The sequence below is a fragment of the Pseudomonas sp. MPB03 genome (genome assembly GCF_046605385.1).
GTDB classification, from domain to species: Bacteria; Pseudomonadota; Gammaproteobacteria; order Pseudomonadales; family Pseudomonadaceae; genus Aquipseudomonas; species Aquipseudomonas zanjanensis.
Genome location: NZ_CP176770.1, coordinates 3,463,889 through 3,478,166, shown reverse-complemented (window position 1 = coordinate 3,478,166; position 14,278 = coordinate 3,463,889). Strand labels below are relative to the sequence as shown.

General features: G+C 58.2%; 15 protein-coding genes. 7 read left to right on the top strand and 8 right to left on the bottom strand.

The genetic code is table 11. From position 1 onward, the window contains the following. Together rtcA and ACLH0I_RS15420 are read left to right on the top strand one after the other, a co-directional pair. Entirely contained in the window at positions 1 to 1,032 is a 1,032-nt protein-coding gene (rtcA, locus tag ACLH0I_RS15425; RefSeq protein WP_411384653.1) for an RNA 3'-terminal phosphate cyclase, read from the top strand. Between the two features lie 127 nt (positions 1,033 to 1,159). Next, positions 1,160 to 1,795, top strand: coding sequence for a hypothetical protein (locus ACLH0I_RS15420; RefSeq protein ID WP_411384652.1), 636 nt, complete (start codon positions 1,160 to 1,162; stop codon positions 1,793 to 1,795). Between the two features lie 44 nt (positions 1,796 to 1,839). Here the strand turns inward: ACLH0I_RS15420 and ACLH0I_RS15415 are convergent, their stop codons facing one another. Beyond that, complete coding sequence (locus tag ACLH0I_RS15415; RefSeq protein ID WP_250963717.1) at positions 1,840 to 2,385, bottom strand: hypothetical protein; 546 nt, start codon at positions 2,383 to 2,385, stop codon at positions 1,840 to 1,842. Between the two features lie 307 nt (positions 2,386 to 2,692). Between ACLH0I_RS15415 and ACLH0I_RS15410 the strand changes: the two genes are divergently transcribed. The 3 genes from ACLH0I_RS15410 to ACLH0I_RS15400 are packed head-to-tail and all read left to right on the top strand — an operon-like array spanning position 2,693 to position 7,246. Then, on the top strand, positions 2,693 to 3,133 hold the full coding sequence (locus ACLH0I_RS15410) for a hypothetical protein (RefSeq protein ID WP_411384651.1): 441 nt from the start codon (positions 2,693 to 2,695) through the stop codon (positions 3,131 to 3,133). A gap of 29 nt (positions 3,134 to 3,162) precedes the next feature. After that, a complete protein-coding gene (locus tag ACLH0I_RS15405) occupies positions 3,163 to 6,084 on the top strand; it encodes a DUF4132 domain-containing protein (protein WP_411387512.1) in 2,922 nt (973 codons plus the stop codon). Positions 6,085 to 6,130: 46 nt separating this feature from the next. Further along, positions 6,131 to 7,246: an NAD(P)/FAD-dependent oxidoreductase gene (locus ACLH0I_RS15400; RefSeq protein WP_411384650.1), complete on the top strand. Its 1,116-nt coding sequence runs from the start codon at positions 6,131 to 6,133 to the stop codon at positions 7,244 to 7,246. Here the strand turns inward: ACLH0I_RS15400 and ACLH0I_RS15395 are convergent. The 6 genes from ACLH0I_RS15395 to ACLH0I_RS15370 all read right to left on the bottom strand — a co-directional run bounded on the left by ACLH0I_RS15395 (position 7,243) and on the right by ACLH0I_RS15370 (position 11,526). Next, positions 7,243 to 7,668, bottom strand: coding sequence for a MarR family winged helix-turn-helix transcriptional regulator (locus ACLH0I_RS15395; protein ID WP_411384649.1), 426 nt, complete (start codon positions 7,666 to 7,668; stop codon positions 7,243 to 7,245). The two genes, ACLH0I_RS15400 and ACLH0I_RS15395, sit on opposite strands and share 4 nt — an antisense overlap. After that, complete coding sequence (locus tag ACLH0I_RS15390) at positions 7,661 to 8,149, bottom strand: AAA family ATPase (RefSeq protein WP_250963722.1); 489 nt, start codon at positions 8,147 to 8,149, stop codon at positions 7,661 to 7,663. Before ACLH0I_RS15390 ends, ACLH0I_RS15395 begins: the two co-directional genes overlap by 8 nt. A 122-nt stretch (positions 8,150 to 8,271) precedes the next feature. Beyond that, positions 8,272 to 9,033: an SDR family oxidoreductase gene (locus ACLH0I_RS15385; RefSeq protein WP_411384648.1), complete on the bottom strand. Its 762-nt coding sequence runs from the start codon at positions 9,031 to 9,033 to the stop codon at positions 8,272 to 8,274. Between the two features lie 32 nt (positions 9,034 to 9,065). Beyond that, the gene (locus ACLH0I_RS15380; protein ID WP_411384647.1) at positions 9,066 to 9,893 is read right to left on the bottom strand and encodes an EamA family transporter; all 828 of its coding nucleotides are present in this window, start codon (positions 9,891 to 9,893) and stop codon (positions 9,066 to 9,068) included. A 68-nt stretch (positions 9,894 to 9,961) separates the two neighbouring features. After that, entirely contained in the window at positions 9,962 to 10,867 is a 906-nt protein-coding gene (gene gcvA, locus ACLH0I_RS15375) for a transcriptional regulator GcvA (protein WP_411384646.1), read from the bottom strand. Between the two features lie 80 nt (positions 10,868 to 10,947). After that, positions 10,948 to 11,526, bottom strand: a complete 579-nt coding sequence (locus ACLH0I_RS15370) for a TetR/AcrR family transcriptional regulator (protein ID WP_186705757.1) — start codon at positions 11,524 to 11,526, stop codon at positions 10,948 to 10,950. 121 nt (positions 11,527 to 11,647) lie between these two features. Here ACLH0I_RS15370 and ACLH0I_RS15365 point away from each other — a divergent pair, with 121 nt between their 5' ends. Continuing rightward, positions 11,648 to 12,406, top strand: coding sequence for an SDR family oxidoreductase (locus tag ACLH0I_RS15365; protein WP_411384645.1), 759 nt, complete (start codon positions 11,648 to 11,650; stop codon positions 12,404 to 12,406). Between the two features lie 39 nt (positions 12,407 to 12,445). On the opposite strand, the gene ACLH0I_RS15360 is transcribed toward ACLH0I_RS15365, so the two are convergent. After that, on the bottom strand, positions 12,446 to 13,444 hold the full coding sequence (locus tag ACLH0I_RS15360; protein WP_411384644.1) for an NAD(P)-dependent oxidoreductase: 999 nt from the start codon (positions 13,442 to 13,444) through the stop codon (positions 12,446 to 12,448). A gap of 110 nt (positions 13,445 to 13,554) precedes the next feature. On the opposite strand from ACLH0I_RS15360, the gene ACLH0I_RS15355 reads away from it, so the two are divergent. Next, positions 13,555 to 14,172, top strand: a complete 618-nt coding sequence (locus ACLH0I_RS15355; RefSeq protein WP_411384643.1) for a TetR/AcrR family transcriptional regulator — start codon at positions 13,555 to 13,557, stop codon at positions 14,170 to 14,172. The last annotated feature ends 106 nt before the right edge of the window (positions 14,173 to 14,278 follow it).

The following is a 14,278-nucleotide window of genomic DNA, read 5'->3' as shown; positions in this document are numbered from 1 at the left end:
ATGGACCAGGACCTGATTCTGATCGACGGCACCCAGGGAGGAGGGCAGGTGCTTCGTACGGCCCTCAGCCTCTCGATGATCACCGGGCGGGCGTTCCGGATGACGGGGATACGCGGCAAGCGTTCCCGTCCCGGATTGTTGCGCCAGCACCTCACCGCAGTGCGAGCGGCGACTGAGATTTGTGGCGCTGAAAGCCTTGGTGCGGAACTCAACTCGACAACTATTAAGTTCCATCCCGGAAGCATAAAGGCTGGTGAGTATTCATTCGCAATCGGAACGGCGGGCAGCACGATGTTGGTATTGCAGACGCTGTTGCCTGCACTTTTGCGTGCTGATGGGCCGAGCACCGTCCGGATCACTGGAGGGACGCATAACCCCGCGGCGCCGCCCTTCGAATTCATACAACACGCTTGGTTACCGCTGGTACGGCGTATGGGCGCGCAGGTGGAACTGACGCTGCTCAATCATGGCTTTGTCCCCGGCGGAGGGGGGCTGGTCGAAGCCACTGTTGAACCTTCAATCCTCAAGCCACTGGAGCTGGACGGTGGAATGGACCCCGTCACCATCGTGTCGGCCGGAGCGCTGGTTTCGGCCATTCCTGTCTCGATTGGGAACCGAGAAGTCGACCGGCTTTCAGCGAGGCTGAAGATCGGACGGCACGACCTCTTTGTCACCGACCTGGGTGACCAGGCAGGGCCCGGAAATGTTGTGTCGATCACGGCCATGAAAGCTGGCGTTACCGAAGTGTTCGCCAGCATTGGCCAAGAACGCGTTCGCGCGGAGCAGGTCGCTGATGTGGCGGTAGACGAATTCACAGAATGGGCCCATTCGAACACGGCGGTGGGAAACCACCTGGCGGATCAATTGATGTTGCCGATGGCCATCGCCGGCGCTGGCAAACTGACGACGGTACGCCTGAGCAATCATATTCGAACGAACGCCGCTGTTATCCAGCAGTTCCTCGATGTCGAGGTGTGCCTTGCTCAATCTTCTGATCAAGGGAGCGCTGTTGTTGAGCTTCATGCTCGTTAATTTCACGCATTGGAAAAAGCGGGTGGGGGAGCGCGACATGATGGCCTTTTGCTTTTAAATGGATCCCGCTAGAATTCGCACCCCTCTCTGTGAGCGGCATTAGTAAAAATTACGCAAGGAAGTCGATATGCAATTTGCAAAAGCCATGGGCCTCGTCTTGGCCTTGAGCCTCAGTGGATGTGCCAGTTTCACCAAAGATGAAGTAGCCCCGGTGAATCTGCCTTCGATGGCCAGCTACTCGAACAAACCGAACGTCTATGTCGACTTCGATTTCTATCAGGGCGAACCTGGCAATGCCAAAGCCACCGAGGTGCCGCAGGCTCGGGACATGCTCAAGCCTGATCTGAAGCGGACCTTCGACGAATCAGGGCTTTTCGGGCGCGTAGTCTTCGACGAATTCCAGAAGCAACCGGGCGACTACAGTCTTCGATTGAAGGTCTACAACCACGCACCAGGTGGTGGGCAAATGGTCCTGGCATTCATCAGCGGCTTCACGTTCACGATCATTCCTGCGCTGGCAACCGACCAGTACACGGTGAGCCTGGAAACGCTGGATGAGCAGGGTCAGCCGGTGGGCAAGACCAGCAACCACGATGCGGTCAATACGTGGTTGGGTATCTGGTTCCTGCCCCTGGCAGGTAATACGCCCAAAGCTGCCATCACCGACACCTTCAACCGGCAGGTCAATGCACTGTTGAAAAACTGGGTCGACAACAACCGCATGAAATACTCCGCTGTCGATACCCACATTCCACGGGGCTGACAGCCGACAAAAAAAGAGCCGCAACCGCGGCTCTTTTTTTTTGATCACTTCAACGCTTGAGTGAACTGTGGATCGCTGTACAAGCTCTTGAGCAAGTCCTGCACCATAGGGTTGTAGTTGTTCGCCGCAGCCGGAATGGCGATCGGACCGAAGAAACTGCTGTCCCAATCACGCTGCACGTCTTTAGTGGTTTCGTATAAAACCTGGTCACCTTTACGCAATGTGAAGCGCGCAGCCAGCTCGCCATGGCCGTTGCTCATGCCAGCGGTGAGCTGGCTCTTGACCAATTGAATCTGCAGTTGCCGGTCAGCACGAGGGTCCAGCAAACCAGCCTGACGGAGCTCATCGTTGATCGCTGCCTGGATGTGCAGTGGAACGCTGCCCACGGGCGAAGAAATCGGGTTCAGGCGAACCATCAAAGACCCTTGGCCAGAATCAGCATTCACCTGTGTTTCGCGCAGGTGTTGCATGGGCTCATTTTTCTTGAGCTGCTGAACGTTTTGAAAGTTGGGTTCATAGCGGGTCATGGTCACACCACAGCCTTGAAGCAGCAGCGCGCAGAGCGGTAGAGCCAGGTAGAGCTTCTTCACAGCAAATCCTTATGTGCTTTTTGAGAAGGGGTGATTATCGACGGATAGCCTTAAGCCATCAATGAGGGGCTGAGGTTTGTGGCGATACGTAAACATCTCGTTTAACATAATATACATTATGTGTACTTGTATATTGGGCCAGTCGACGTCCTTTGCAGGCTTTTTCCGCTGCGCCGCCGTTGTCGACCACGACGGTGAATAATGTTGTGCCTTTACCAGGCGCTCGCCGAGCGACTGGCTCATGCCTAATGAACGATTATGCTAAGGTCCCATCCGCTCGACTAACCCGGCTTGCAAGGAATGCGTCATGGAGTTCGTGGTTCATAGCTATTGTCTTAAAGGCGCACGCCAGGAGCTTTTGCTGCCTCCTGTCACCCTCACACCCATTTCATTGACCTTGACGGTCGCCGAGCTCATTCGCCTGACCGTTGCCGAACAGATCGCCGCGCTGTCAGCTCAGCACGGGCTGGAACAAGCGTCGATGCGTGAAGTGCTCGACCGCCAATACCTGAGCGAGCGGGATATTCTTCTGCAAGCCAGTGAAGGCGCGATTGTCATGCCTCAGGCCACCGCGTCTCCAGTCCTGGATGTCAGCGTTGAGGTCGAGCGAGCTTTAAAGGGTTTTGAAACCCGTGCGTTCCGCGTTCTGCACAATGGCGTCATGCTGCAAAGACTCGACGAGTCAATCGAATTGAGTCTTCCTTCCACGCTCGCGTTTATCCGCCTGGTGCCGCTGGTTGGCGGTTGATCCTCGTCACTCAGTTCTCGGATATCCTCATGCAATCACGCCGTCCAGTACCCGAACAAACCGAACGTCTCGCAGCGCTGCGAGCATTCTGTGATAGAGCGTTGGATGACTATCCCGAGCTTAATCGATATGACGAATTCGAGCCCGATTTCTGGGACGGCATCGACTGCCTATGTATAGCGGCTGACTGGGTCAGGCAGCATCCCGAGGATGGGCCCAAGGCACTGGCTGATGGTTTTGTGTTCCCTACCGTGTGGGACGATCTGGAGGACCGCCGCGATCAACTGCGCTATGGCCTGCAATATCGACTCTGCGATGCGTGGATCACGGCCCGCCCAGATGCTTATGCACTGGAGCAGATCGGGGCGCGACTGCGGCATATGCTGCAATTTGCCTTCGAGGACAGTGATTATCCGCTGCCCACTGACGAAGATGGACCTGCCTACTACCGAAGAAGTCCGGACCAGGCCTGGGCTTTCCCAGATGTTCAGGCCTGCATCAATCGTCTGAGCAATTACCCGTCCACCCCGGCCTGGCAGACCCTCGCCGAATGGTTACTGGACGGCAGCTGGAACCGCGAGCAGCCCCCGTCCACGCCTTGTAGTGAACAAAGGAAAATCGCCGACGCGTATATCTACGGGCACAAGGAAATCAAGCGCATTGCGCGGGGCCTGATGGAAGCGGGCCGCCTCGATTACCCTCGCTTCGTCCGGGCAGCCAATACCTGGGGCCGCGCCATGATGTTCTACGCAGGCGACGCCGGACTGGGCAGCGACGATGTGGACCTGAATCAGTACGCGGATGAGGAGTTTGACGAGGACGATTCAAGCGACGAGGCCTCGGAAGACATGGATGTCGAGTCATTCCAAAGTGAGGAAATTCCTACTGAAGAATCTGCTGTCGCCTCCCCTGAACTGGCGAACTTCACCGTTCGTTATGTCGAGGAAGCCCTGGCTGGATTGCCCTATAACGCCGAGAGACTGGCTGACACCTTCCGTTCGGTCGAGGTTTATGAGACCCGCTGGTTACTGCAGGCCTTGGCGGTCATTGAGCGACTGGGCATGACGCCGGATAACTTCCTCGACGGCTTCGGCCATACGGCCGCGGTGCTCGAACGCTTTCTGTTGCTTCAGGCACTGCCCAAGGATCAATCGGCAGAACTGCTTGCAGCGCTGACCGGTTTTTCAAGAGATACCCTGCTGGCCGCCCTGCCCTATGCTGGACAAGCCAGCCGGGTGATGCTCGACGCGCTCGGTTGGAGTGATTTGCGAGCCTTCCAGCGTGAGTACCTGAACATGGCCTTGGCGCCTCGCTCCGGCTGGGGCACCGACCTGCCCAATACGCTGGATGAAACCGTGGGTGTGGTGGACCGCTATCTGCTGGACAAGGCGCTGGCCGAGGCCAACCCGGACCACTTGCGTGAGTACCTCGCGGCACTCGAACCCTCGCCCTGGGCGTTTCCCGAGACACGTGTGCTGCTCGACGCCTACCAAGGCATCGGTCGACCGGCCCTGGAAAAGAAGCTGGCCCGCCATGCACAGGCGGCTATGCGCATCTACGGCGTGCTGCCCGTCACGGATTCGGACGACGTACGCCAGCGTTATCTGAGGCTCAAGAAGCTGCACAACGAGGTGCGTAAATACGGCGTCGAACGACAAGCCAACTCCCACGCAGCGGTGCAGGCTGGACTGGAAAACCTGGCGCGTGTCGCCGGTTACCCCTCGGCGATCCGCCTGGAATGGGCCATGGAAGCGGAAATCGCCGAGTCCGCCCTGATGGCCGCTACCATCGATGGCTATGACGTCACGCTCGTCATCGACGGCTTGTCGCCCACGTTGCACATCAGCAAAGCCGCAAAGACGCTCAAGACCGCACCGCCTGCGGTTCGAAAACACGCAGACTTCATTGCCCTCAAAGCGCAGCAGACCCAGCTCAAGGAACAGATCGCCCGCTTCGGCCGCACCCTGGAAACGATGATGAGCAGCGGCGAAACCCTGGTCTTGGACGATCTGAAACAATTGTTGAAAATGCCTGCTGTTCGTCTGCTGCTGGAGCAACTGATTGTGCAGGTCGACAACGCGGTGCTGGGCTGGCTTGATGCCGCGACGCTGACGGTGACTGACCTTGAAGGCCGCCAACACGTCGCTGAGAGGAATATGCGTATCGCTCACCCCTTTCATCTGTTCACGGCAGGGCAACTGTCAGCCTGGCAGAAAGACGTGGTGACCCATCGCCGCGTGCAGCCGTTCAAACAGGCCTTTCGCGAGCTGTACCTGCTCACACCTGCAGAGCGAGACACCGGCCTGTGGTCCAACCGATTTGCCGGCCACCGCCTGAAAGCCCAAGTTGCCGCGCGGTTGCTGCAGGTCCGCAACTGGTCGACCTCCAGCGTCGAGGAAATCTATTACGAGAGCAAAGAGCACGGCATTTACGCCCTGTTCAACTTTTTGGATACCGGTCATTACCTCTCGGAAACGGAACACTTTACCTTCGACACCATTGCATTCCATCGCGACCAGAAAGCCATCCCCCTTGAGCAAGTACCACCGCTGCTGTTCTCAGAAGTCATGCGTGACGCCGATCTGCTGGTCTCCGTAGCCCACGCAGCAGACGACTACAACACTAGCCACGAAACCGTGCAACGACGCGCGGAACTGATCGGCGAGTTGATCCAAGAGCTGGGCTTGCAAAACGTTGGGTGCGAAGGACATTTTCTGCATATTACCGGTCAGCGTGCGAACTACCGCATTCACCTGGGCAGCGCCGCCATCCATATCGAACCTGGCAACTACCTGTGCATCGTGCCCGCTGGTAGCAGTTTTGCCGAGTTCTACCTGCCGTTTGCCGATACCGACAAGAAAATGGCTGAGGTGCTAAGCAAGATGTTTCTGTTGCTGGACGACATGAACATCACCGACAGCCTGATACTGGAGCAGATACAACTCGGTTGAGGGTACCTGCTCGATGACATCTAACGATTTGAAAGGAGCCGTGACGGTGAGTGTCGATATCGATTGCGTAGTCGTGGGTGCGGGTGTCGTCGGGCTTGCCATCGCGCGGGAAATGGCCTTGGCAGGTCACGAAGTCCTGGTGATTGAAACTGGGGCGGCAATCGGTATTGGCATAAGCTCGCGTAATTCGGAGGTCATCCACGCGGGGATTTATTACCCTCCCGGGAGCTTGAAAGCCCGACTGTGCGTCGAGGGCAGACAGGCACTTTACGGGTATTGCGATAGCCATGGGGTCAGTACGCGCAGAATTGGAAAGCTGATCGTCGCCAACACTGACGTGCAGGTAGATCAGCTTCGATTCTTGCTCAAGCGACGGCATGAAAACGGTGTGGATGATCTATGTCTGCTTGATCGTAATCAGGCCATGGCGCTGGAGCCTGCGCTTGAATGCATCGCTGCGTTGTATTCACCTTCGACCGGCATCGTCGACTCCCATGCGCTGATGTTGGCGTTGCAAGGGGACGCCGAGGCGGCCGGCACCAGCATCGCGTTCCATGCCCCGTTCCTCGGTGCAAAGGTGACCGCGGACGGTTTTCTCCTTCATGTGGGTGGGGTAGCTCCCATGGAGCTTGCATGCCGCCGGCTAATCAATGCCGCGGGCCTTCATGCGCCGGCAGTGGCACGGCGAATAGACGGATTGCCGCCTGATGCGGTGCCGCGTGACTATTTGTGCAAGGGCAGTTACTTCAACGTGTCCAGACGCGTGCCCTTCACCCATCTCATTTACCCGGCGCCGGAAGCCGACGGTCTCGGGGTGCATATGACCCTCGATCTGGGCGGACAAGCACGCTTTGGTCCAGATACCGAATGGGTCGAAACCGAGGACTACCAAGTCAATCCCGCTCGCGCAGACAGTTTTTATGCGGCCATTCGCACTTACTGGCCCGACTTGCCGGACGGTAGCCTGCAACCGGGCTACAGCGGGATTCGCCCGAAGATCTCGGCACCTGGCGAGCCAGCCCGCGATTTTATGATCAGCAGCCAGCGCGAGCACGACGTCCCGGGGCTGATCAATTTGTTTGGCATAGAGTCTCCCGGACTGACGTCATGCCTGGCCATTGCCAAGCACGTACGTGAGCTGATTGAACGGCGTCACGCTTAACCAGGCTTGCTCCACTCCCCCACCATCGCCTCATAAACCTCTTGGCAAGCGAACTCCGCCGAGACCTTCGCATCGGCAAAAACCTGATCGCCTGCTGACGTGAGGCAGGCGTAGCCTACACGCGCGTCCCGTGGGTCACTTTGGCGAGACACCAAGCCTATTTTTTCAAGCGGCAGCAGGGATTTGGTGACCGCCGATGCCGTCAGCCCCATGCTGTCAGCCAGGTCCGCTCGCCGCAGTCGAGCATTGTGTGCATGTTTCAAGTGGTACAGGATCATGAAATCGCTGAAGCTCAGGCCGTGCACGGCAGAGAGCTTGGCATCCACTCGCCGTGCGGCTGAGGTGTAGGCGCGTGAGAAACGAACACAGCGGTCGAGTATCGAGCCATTCGCGGCAGGTGCGGTAGATGCGTTGTCAGACATTGCAGCATTGCTCCAATTCTTGTGGGGAAGGACGTTCAAATCGGGAATCCATGAAATCAAACATTGGCCCCGTTACCTCGAAAGCGTAGGTCTCGCCTTTTTCACTATTTCTTTGCATGACCCGCTCACGCCGCAGTTGGGGGGCAGCATCGATGAAATAGCTGGACACCTGATAGCCCGCTTGGCCGGCCAACAAACGAATGCGTGTGCGATCAGCTTCACTCATGAAGCCTTGATCAAGCACGACGTCGCGCCCTGCTCCCAGGACCTGTATAGCCGTCTTCCATATATGGGCTTCACAGCGTTGTACACGGGCCATGATCCACGCCAGGTTCATGGGCTTCGGCAGGTCCGGGCCATAAAGCTCGTTCATCCACTCATCGATGGAGAAGCGTACGCCGGTCACTTCGGCATTCAGTTGCCTGGCGAACGTCGACTTCCCTGCCCCCAAAGGGCCAAAAACCATATGGACTGATTGCATGACTTTCTACTTTCTAGATACTTGAATGCTACAGTATCAAGAAATAAGAATGACGTGACCTATGGTCGACGAACGGCTGAAGTTACCCGAACATGAAATGAGGCAGCCGATATCCCCTCAGCCTACTTCCCTCCAGTCACATCCAGGAAGGTTCCCGTCACAAACGAAGCCTGTTCCCCCGCCAACCAGAGAATGGCCCGCGCGACCTCCTCCGGCTGGCCACCGCGCCCCATGGGAATCGTGTCCTTCACCCGATCGACTCTGCCCGGCTCTCCCCCGCTCGCATGCATCTCGGTATAGATATGCCCGGGTCGAACGCAATTGACCCGAATACCTTCCCGTGCCACTTCCTTGGCATAACCGGTCGTGAACGTTTCGACCGCGCCCTTGGACGCTGCGTAGTCCACATATTCATTCGGGCTACCGAGACGGGCTGACGCCGAGGAGACATTGACGACGGCACCGCCACGCCCGCCATAACGATAGGCCATGCGCCGGGTAGCCTGCTGCGCGCAAAGCATCGGGCCCAAGGTGTTCACCGCGAATATTCGCTGCATGCGCTCGAAGCCAAGATCCTCCAAGCGAGACTGCTGGGCGAGTATCGAGGCGTTGTTGACCAGCACATCGATTCGCCCGAAGTGCAGGTCAAGGGTGGCGAACAGTTCGGCGATCTGTGCTGGATCGGCGTTATCGGCACGTACTGCCAAGGCACGAGCGCCCTTGGCCTCGACCTTCGCAGCCACCGCCAACGCCGACGCTTCATCGGCGATATAGGTCAGCACGACGTCGTAACCTTGCTCAGCAGCCAGTATGGCCGTCGCCGCACCTATTCCGCGCCCGCCTCCGGTGATCAGGATCACGGGCTTTTGCGAACGTTCATTCATGGTCAATCCTCACGACTGGATGAAAAGCAACGTCAGCCGATGACCAGCGTACCGAGGGCAATGACGGCACAGGCCAGCAGCTTGCGCAAGGTCAATGCCTCGCCAAGAAAGGCGTACCCGATCAACGCGGCGAACATGACGCTGGTTTCTCGCAACGCAGACACCGCGCCCATCGGTGCATGAGCCATGGCGTAGATCACGACCCCGTAGGCCAATAACGAAACCAGCCCGCCAGCGACGGCCACAGCGAACCCTGGTCGCAGGGCAAAGAGGCTTTGAGTGTCTCGCAGCCCGATGTAAACCATGGGCATCATCACCCCCCACAACAGGCACATCCAGGCGGTATAGGCCATCGGCGCCCCGGAGAGGCGAACACCGATGCCATCGACAACGCTGTAGGCGGCGATGAAAAAACCGGTTCCCAGTGCGTAGGGCAAGTTGGGCAACGTCCGCCGACGCCTGGTAAAGGCCAGCGATAGGATCCCAGTCGACACCAACGTAATCCCCAGCAGTCCACTCGGCGCTACCCGCTCACCGGCGAACAGCGAAGCGGCCAGGACAATCAGGATCGGAGAGACACCGCGGGCGATGGGATAGGTTTGGCCGAGATCCCCGGACTTGTAACTGCGCACCAGGAACAGGTTGTAGCCCACGTGCAATACCGCGGAGAGGCCGGCGTAAAACCAGCTTGCCCGGGCGGGCGGCGCCAGTAGCGCCGCCACGATGATGCTCGCCACGGCGATCGCCATGCACATGATGGTCATGGACCACAAACGGTCGGCGCCCCCGCGCAGCATGGCATTCCAACTGGCGTGCAGCAGCGCGGCGAACAAGACGAGGCAGATGATGTGTAAGGGCATGCATCATCCTAGACCGCTAAAGTAGCGCTATAGAAGCAAAGTCTCTTCATCCGGGCATGATGAAAAGCTCATGCATAAGCCTGCTGAGCGCCAACTGCCTGGGTCACCAGCCAACGACGAAAGCTGGCAATATGCGGTTGAGTCTCGATCCCTTTGGGACAGACAAAGTAATACGCCAAGGGCGATGCGACCGGCAGTTCGAAAAGCCTTTCAAGGCGGCCGTCATTGAGCTCGGCTTCGACATGCCCGCTGCGTGCCAGGGCGATACCTTGCCCCAACAGCGCCGCCTCGATGGTCATGTTGGTGTCGGCGTAGCGGATGCTTTCCTTCAAGGTCGTGACCTCGACACCCACCTGGGCAAACCACTGCTCCCATTTCGGCACCAGCGCTGCGCCATCGCGCGTCAGCAGTGGATAGCGCAGCAATTCGGCTGCCGTTTGAGGCGTACCAAAACGTGCGAGCAACGCTGGGCTGGCGACAGGAAAAATCTGCTCGCGGAACAGAAACTCTGAGAACAGCGAAGGGAAATGACCGTTGCCCAGGCGGATAGCAACGTCTGGGTCTGCCGTCGAGAAGTTAATGGGGTTGTCGGTACTGTCCAGGGTCAGCAGGATTTCCGGATGAGCTTGCGCCAGATCCGCAAGCCGGGGCAGCAACCACTTCAAGGCGAAGGAATAGGTCGTGCTGACGCTCAACCGCTGCCGCCCGTTTTGCTCGCGCAAATCGGCCAGGGTGGCCTCGAGCTTCATGAAGAACTCGCGCACGATGGGCGCGAGTGCTGCACCGGCCGAAGTCAGGTGCAGCGCGTTACCGCGATGAAACAACTGCAATCCCCAGAGCTGCTCCAGATGCTTGAGTTGGTGGCTCACTGCGCTTTGTGTGACATGCAATTCCTCTGCTGCCGCGGTGAACGTGGCGTGCCGCGTGGCGGCTTCAAAGGCTCGCAGGCTCGAAGAGGGCGGGAGGTTTCGCATGAAGGTCCCTTCTATGAGTAAACCTTCATGCTAGCGCCTTTGCATCGCTCATTATAGCCAGCTGTTCGCCAGCCACTGAGTCAGGTGTCAGACGGTTGATCCTTCCGGCTTTCGGGACTGCCAGCGCAGAGACCATCCATGACCAGGTCCATCAATCTGGCGAGACGCGAGCGCCAATCGCTCTGGGAATCGATTTGCCAAATTCCGGCAGTGGCTAGGAAAAAGTCATCGTGGGTAACCCCGCTACGAATCGTTCCGGCCTTTTCATTAGCCCTCAAAAGCGACTCGGCAGCGGCCTGGACGGGGGCGTATCCCGACTTCCCTGGGAACTCGTAAGTGGAGGCGGCTTGTCGTATCGCGGTCGCAAGCCCAGCCTTGGTCATTGCATATTCTGCGAGGCAGTCCATCCATTCCCGGAGGGCTTGCTTTGGGGGTTTTGTCGCGAGCAGCTCTTGCGCCAACGAGGCCACTTGCTGCATTTCGAATTGATAAACCTCGAATACCAGCTCCTCCCTATTGGCGAAATGGCGATAGAACGTGCCCTGCCCCACGCCGGCTTTCTTCGCAAGCGCGCTCAGCGGGACCGCAGGATCGAGTGTCAGCTCTGCCACAGCGACCTTCAGAATTCGTTCTCGATTTTTCTTGGCGTCAGAACGCATCGCCAATTCATCATTCTTGGGCAAAGTTTTTTCCTGCGCTGCATTGCAAAGCGGACAGTTGTCCGTTAGTTTTTTTGCAAGTGGACAGCTGTCCGCTTGCGTACCCTTACCGGAGTTTACTATGAACAGCACGGGCAACACGATCCTGGTTACCGGCAGCACCTCAGGCATAGGCCTTGGCTTGGCGCTCAGGCTGCACAAGGCGGGTAACACCGTCATCATCGCGGGGCGGCGCAAGGCTCTGCTCGACAAGATCGTGTCAGAACATCCAGGTATTGAATCGGTATTACTGGACGTCTCTGATCCGCAATCCATCCAGCGCACTTGCGAAGCGCTGGCGATCAGTCACCCGAAACTGAACGTTCTCATCAACAACGCCGGCATCATGCATTGGGAGGATCTGACCGCTGCGCAAGACCTGAGCATCGCCGAAAATATCGTGACAACGAACCTGCTCGGCACGATTCGCATGGTGTACGCATTCATCCCCCAACTGATCAAGCAGCCCAGTGCGACAATCATCAACGTCAGTTCGGCTTTGGCATTCGTCCCGCTACCTGCGACACCGACTTACAGCGCAACCAAAGCGGCCGTTCATTCGTTCACTCAAAGTCTTCGCGTGCAACTGGAAGCCTCGCCCGTCGAGGTGATCGAGCTTGCACCGCCAGGTGTGCGCACCACGTTGCTTGGGCAGGAAAATGACGAACACGCCATGCCGTTGGATGAGTTCTTGAATGAAATCTTCGAGCTGCTCGAGATCTCTCCAACCCCACAAGAGCTTGTCGTCGAGCGCGCAAAACCCTTGCGGTTTGCTGAGGCGAGCGGCTCGCATGATGAGATATTGAACATGCTTGCGGGTTACAAACCACCGACGGAGTGATATATCGCTGCAGTCCGGAAAGGGCCTGCAGCGAGGCCCCTATAGCTTGCGCAACTCGCCACCCTCCTGCTTCAGACGCTCCAGATACGCAGTGGCATCCAGCAATTGATAAGGAAAGTACAGCCCTGGCGGAGTCGGTGGCTGGCCGTCCAACCCGATCAAACGTTCAAGAGTCATCGCGACGCTGAGGCCGGTCAAGGGGGCCGCGCCTGCCGGATGGATGAGCGCATGACGTGTCTGCAGCGGCTCGCCCTGGCGGTCTTCGCCGACGAGTTCGATGATGATCTCGGTGGACATCGGCCTGCCCTGGCGGCGAGTTGAGCTTACTGCGGTGGCCAGGTTGAACTGGACATTCGGCGCGCCCGTCGCAGCCGCCAGGCCAACGACATCAATGGACGAGAAGCCGGTGGCCTCGATCTTCGTACCATCCACCGCGTGGAATCCTGCCTTGGAATCCTCTCCTTCGCGCCAGACGAACACACCGTCGCGCCGTGTCAGCGCGGCGGGCAGCATCTTGTTCAAATGTTCAAAATCGGTGGCGACGGTCGGACCGCCAGTATCCTGCTCATCGACCAGGGCGTTGATACGGATGTCCTGGACTCGGCCGAAGGCGCGGGCAATGCTCAGCGTCGACACGGTCGTCGCGCCGACCATCCATTCGTAACCGAGGACAATCGGCGAAGCATCAGGCGTGTGCACGTACGTTGCGATTTCCGGCGCGATCTCGAAAACGCCGGAGGAGATGCTGAGGTGCGGCACGCCGCGCTTTTGCGCAAAACGTAATCCGGCAAGAGCATGGTCCATGTAAAAGACCACGACGGCGCTGACCGGGTGATCGCCGAGACCGAGGTCGTCTGCGGCGGCGTCGATCACCACACCCTGTGCCCCGCCAATGTGCTCTGCGGCCCGCTGAGCCTTGGCAAGGTCGCGGCCACCAATCAGCAGGGGTACGTCGGGATGGGCGGCTCGTAGCGCCCGGGCAGTGTGATGGCCAATAGCGCCGGAACCGCCCATTAGCAAGATAGGATCAAGTGACATGGTGTGTTCTCCTTGTCTCTGGTTTAAACCTACTTTCAGTAGGTAAGCTAACACACCATCACGCACTTAAACCTACCATTGGTAGGTTTTTATCGGCCAGGAACGAAAACGTGCAGAAAAACACTGAGCATAGCCCTCTCGGCGCCCCTCCCCGCCGGCTTGCGAAAGCCGAACGGCGTCGACAATTGCTGGATGCCGCGCTATTGATCGTGCGTGAGGAAGATGCCGATCGGTTGACCTTGGGGCATTTGGCTGCTCGCGCTGGCGTGTCCAAACCGGTTGTCTACGATCATTTCGGCACTCGCTCGGGTCTGTTGATCGAGCTCTATAAGTGGATCGATACCGAGCGGGTCACCGCTTTTCGTGACGCCATGTCCAACACTGCGCGGAGCCTGGAGGAAACGGCCCTCGTCCTGGCCAGCGCCTACATTCATTGCGCGGCCGATAACACCGACGAATTCCATGCAGTGGGCGCAGCCCTGGCAGGCAGCGAGGAAAAGGCGGCGGTGTTCCAAGAGCTTCTGGACAACTGTGTGCAGATGTTCATGGCCGTGCTCGAGCCTCACACAACGTGGTCGACTGACGAACTTGAGCGATGCTGCATTGGCCTCATCGGCGCGGGAGAAGCCCTGTCCGGCGCGTTGGTGCGGGGGCGGCACGACGAGGACAAGGTCATTGGCACATTCGCTTCCCTGATTCGCAGCGTCGTAAAGCCGACGGTGGCGTAGTTTTAGGCGCTGCGGTAACGGCCCCGGGATGCTTACATGTGCGGACGACTGTTGCTATCAGATAGGCCCGGACTGTAACTGACGCCCTCCTCGTCGTTCGCTTACT

Excerpts from the sequence above, each read along its gene's own strand:
- ACLH0I_RS15380 (WP_411384647.1), bottom strand. The coding sequence starts at position 9,893 with ATGCCCTTACACATCATCTGCCTCGTCTTGTTCGCCGCGCTGCTGCAC.
- ACLH0I_RS15410 (WP_411384651.1), top strand. The coding sequence starts at position 2,693 with ATGGAGTTCGTGGTTCATAGCTATTGTCTTAAAGGCGCACGCCAGGAG.
- ACLH0I_RS15390 (WP_250963722.1), bottom strand. The coding sequence starts at position 8,149 with ATGCAATCAGTCCATATGGTTTTTGGCCCTTTGGGGGCAGGGAAGTCG.
- gcvA (WP_411384646.1), bottom strand. The coding sequence starts at position 10,867 with ATGCGAAACCTCCCGCCCTCTTCGAGCCTGCGAGCCTTTGAAGCCGCC.
- ACLH0I_RS15385 (WP_411384648.1), bottom strand. The coding sequence starts at position 9,033 with ATGAATGAACGTTCGCAAAAGCCCGTGATCCTGATCACCGGAGGCGGG.
- ACLH0I_RS15405 (WP_411387512.1), top strand. The coding sequence starts at position 3,163 with ATGCAATCACGCCGTCCAGTACCCGAACAAACCGAACGTCTCGCAGCG.
- ACLH0I_RS15420 (WP_411384652.1), top strand. The coding sequence starts at position 1,160 with ATGCAATTTGCAAAAGCCATGGGCCTCGTCTTGGCCTTGAGCCTCAGT.
- rtcA (WP_411384653.1), top strand. The coding sequence starts at position 1 with ATGGACCAGGACCTGATTCTGATCGACGGCACCCAGGGAGGAGGGCAG.
- ACLH0I_RS15370 (WP_186705757.1), bottom strand. The coding sequence starts at position 11,526 with ATGCGTTCTGACGCCAAGAAAAATCGAGAACGAATTCTGAAGGTCGCT.
- ACLH0I_RS15360 (WP_411384644.1), bottom strand. The coding sequence starts at position 13,444 with ATGTCACTTGATCCTATCTTGCTAATGGGCGGTTCCGGCGCTATTGGC.
- ACLH0I_RS15365 (WP_411384645.1), top strand. The coding sequence starts at position 11,648 with ATGAACAGCACGGGCAACACGATCCTGGTTACCGGCAGCACCTCAGGC.
- ACLH0I_RS15395 (WP_411384649.1), bottom strand. The coding sequence starts at position 7,668 with ATGTCTGACAACGCATCTACCGCACCTGCCGCGAATGGCTCGATACTC.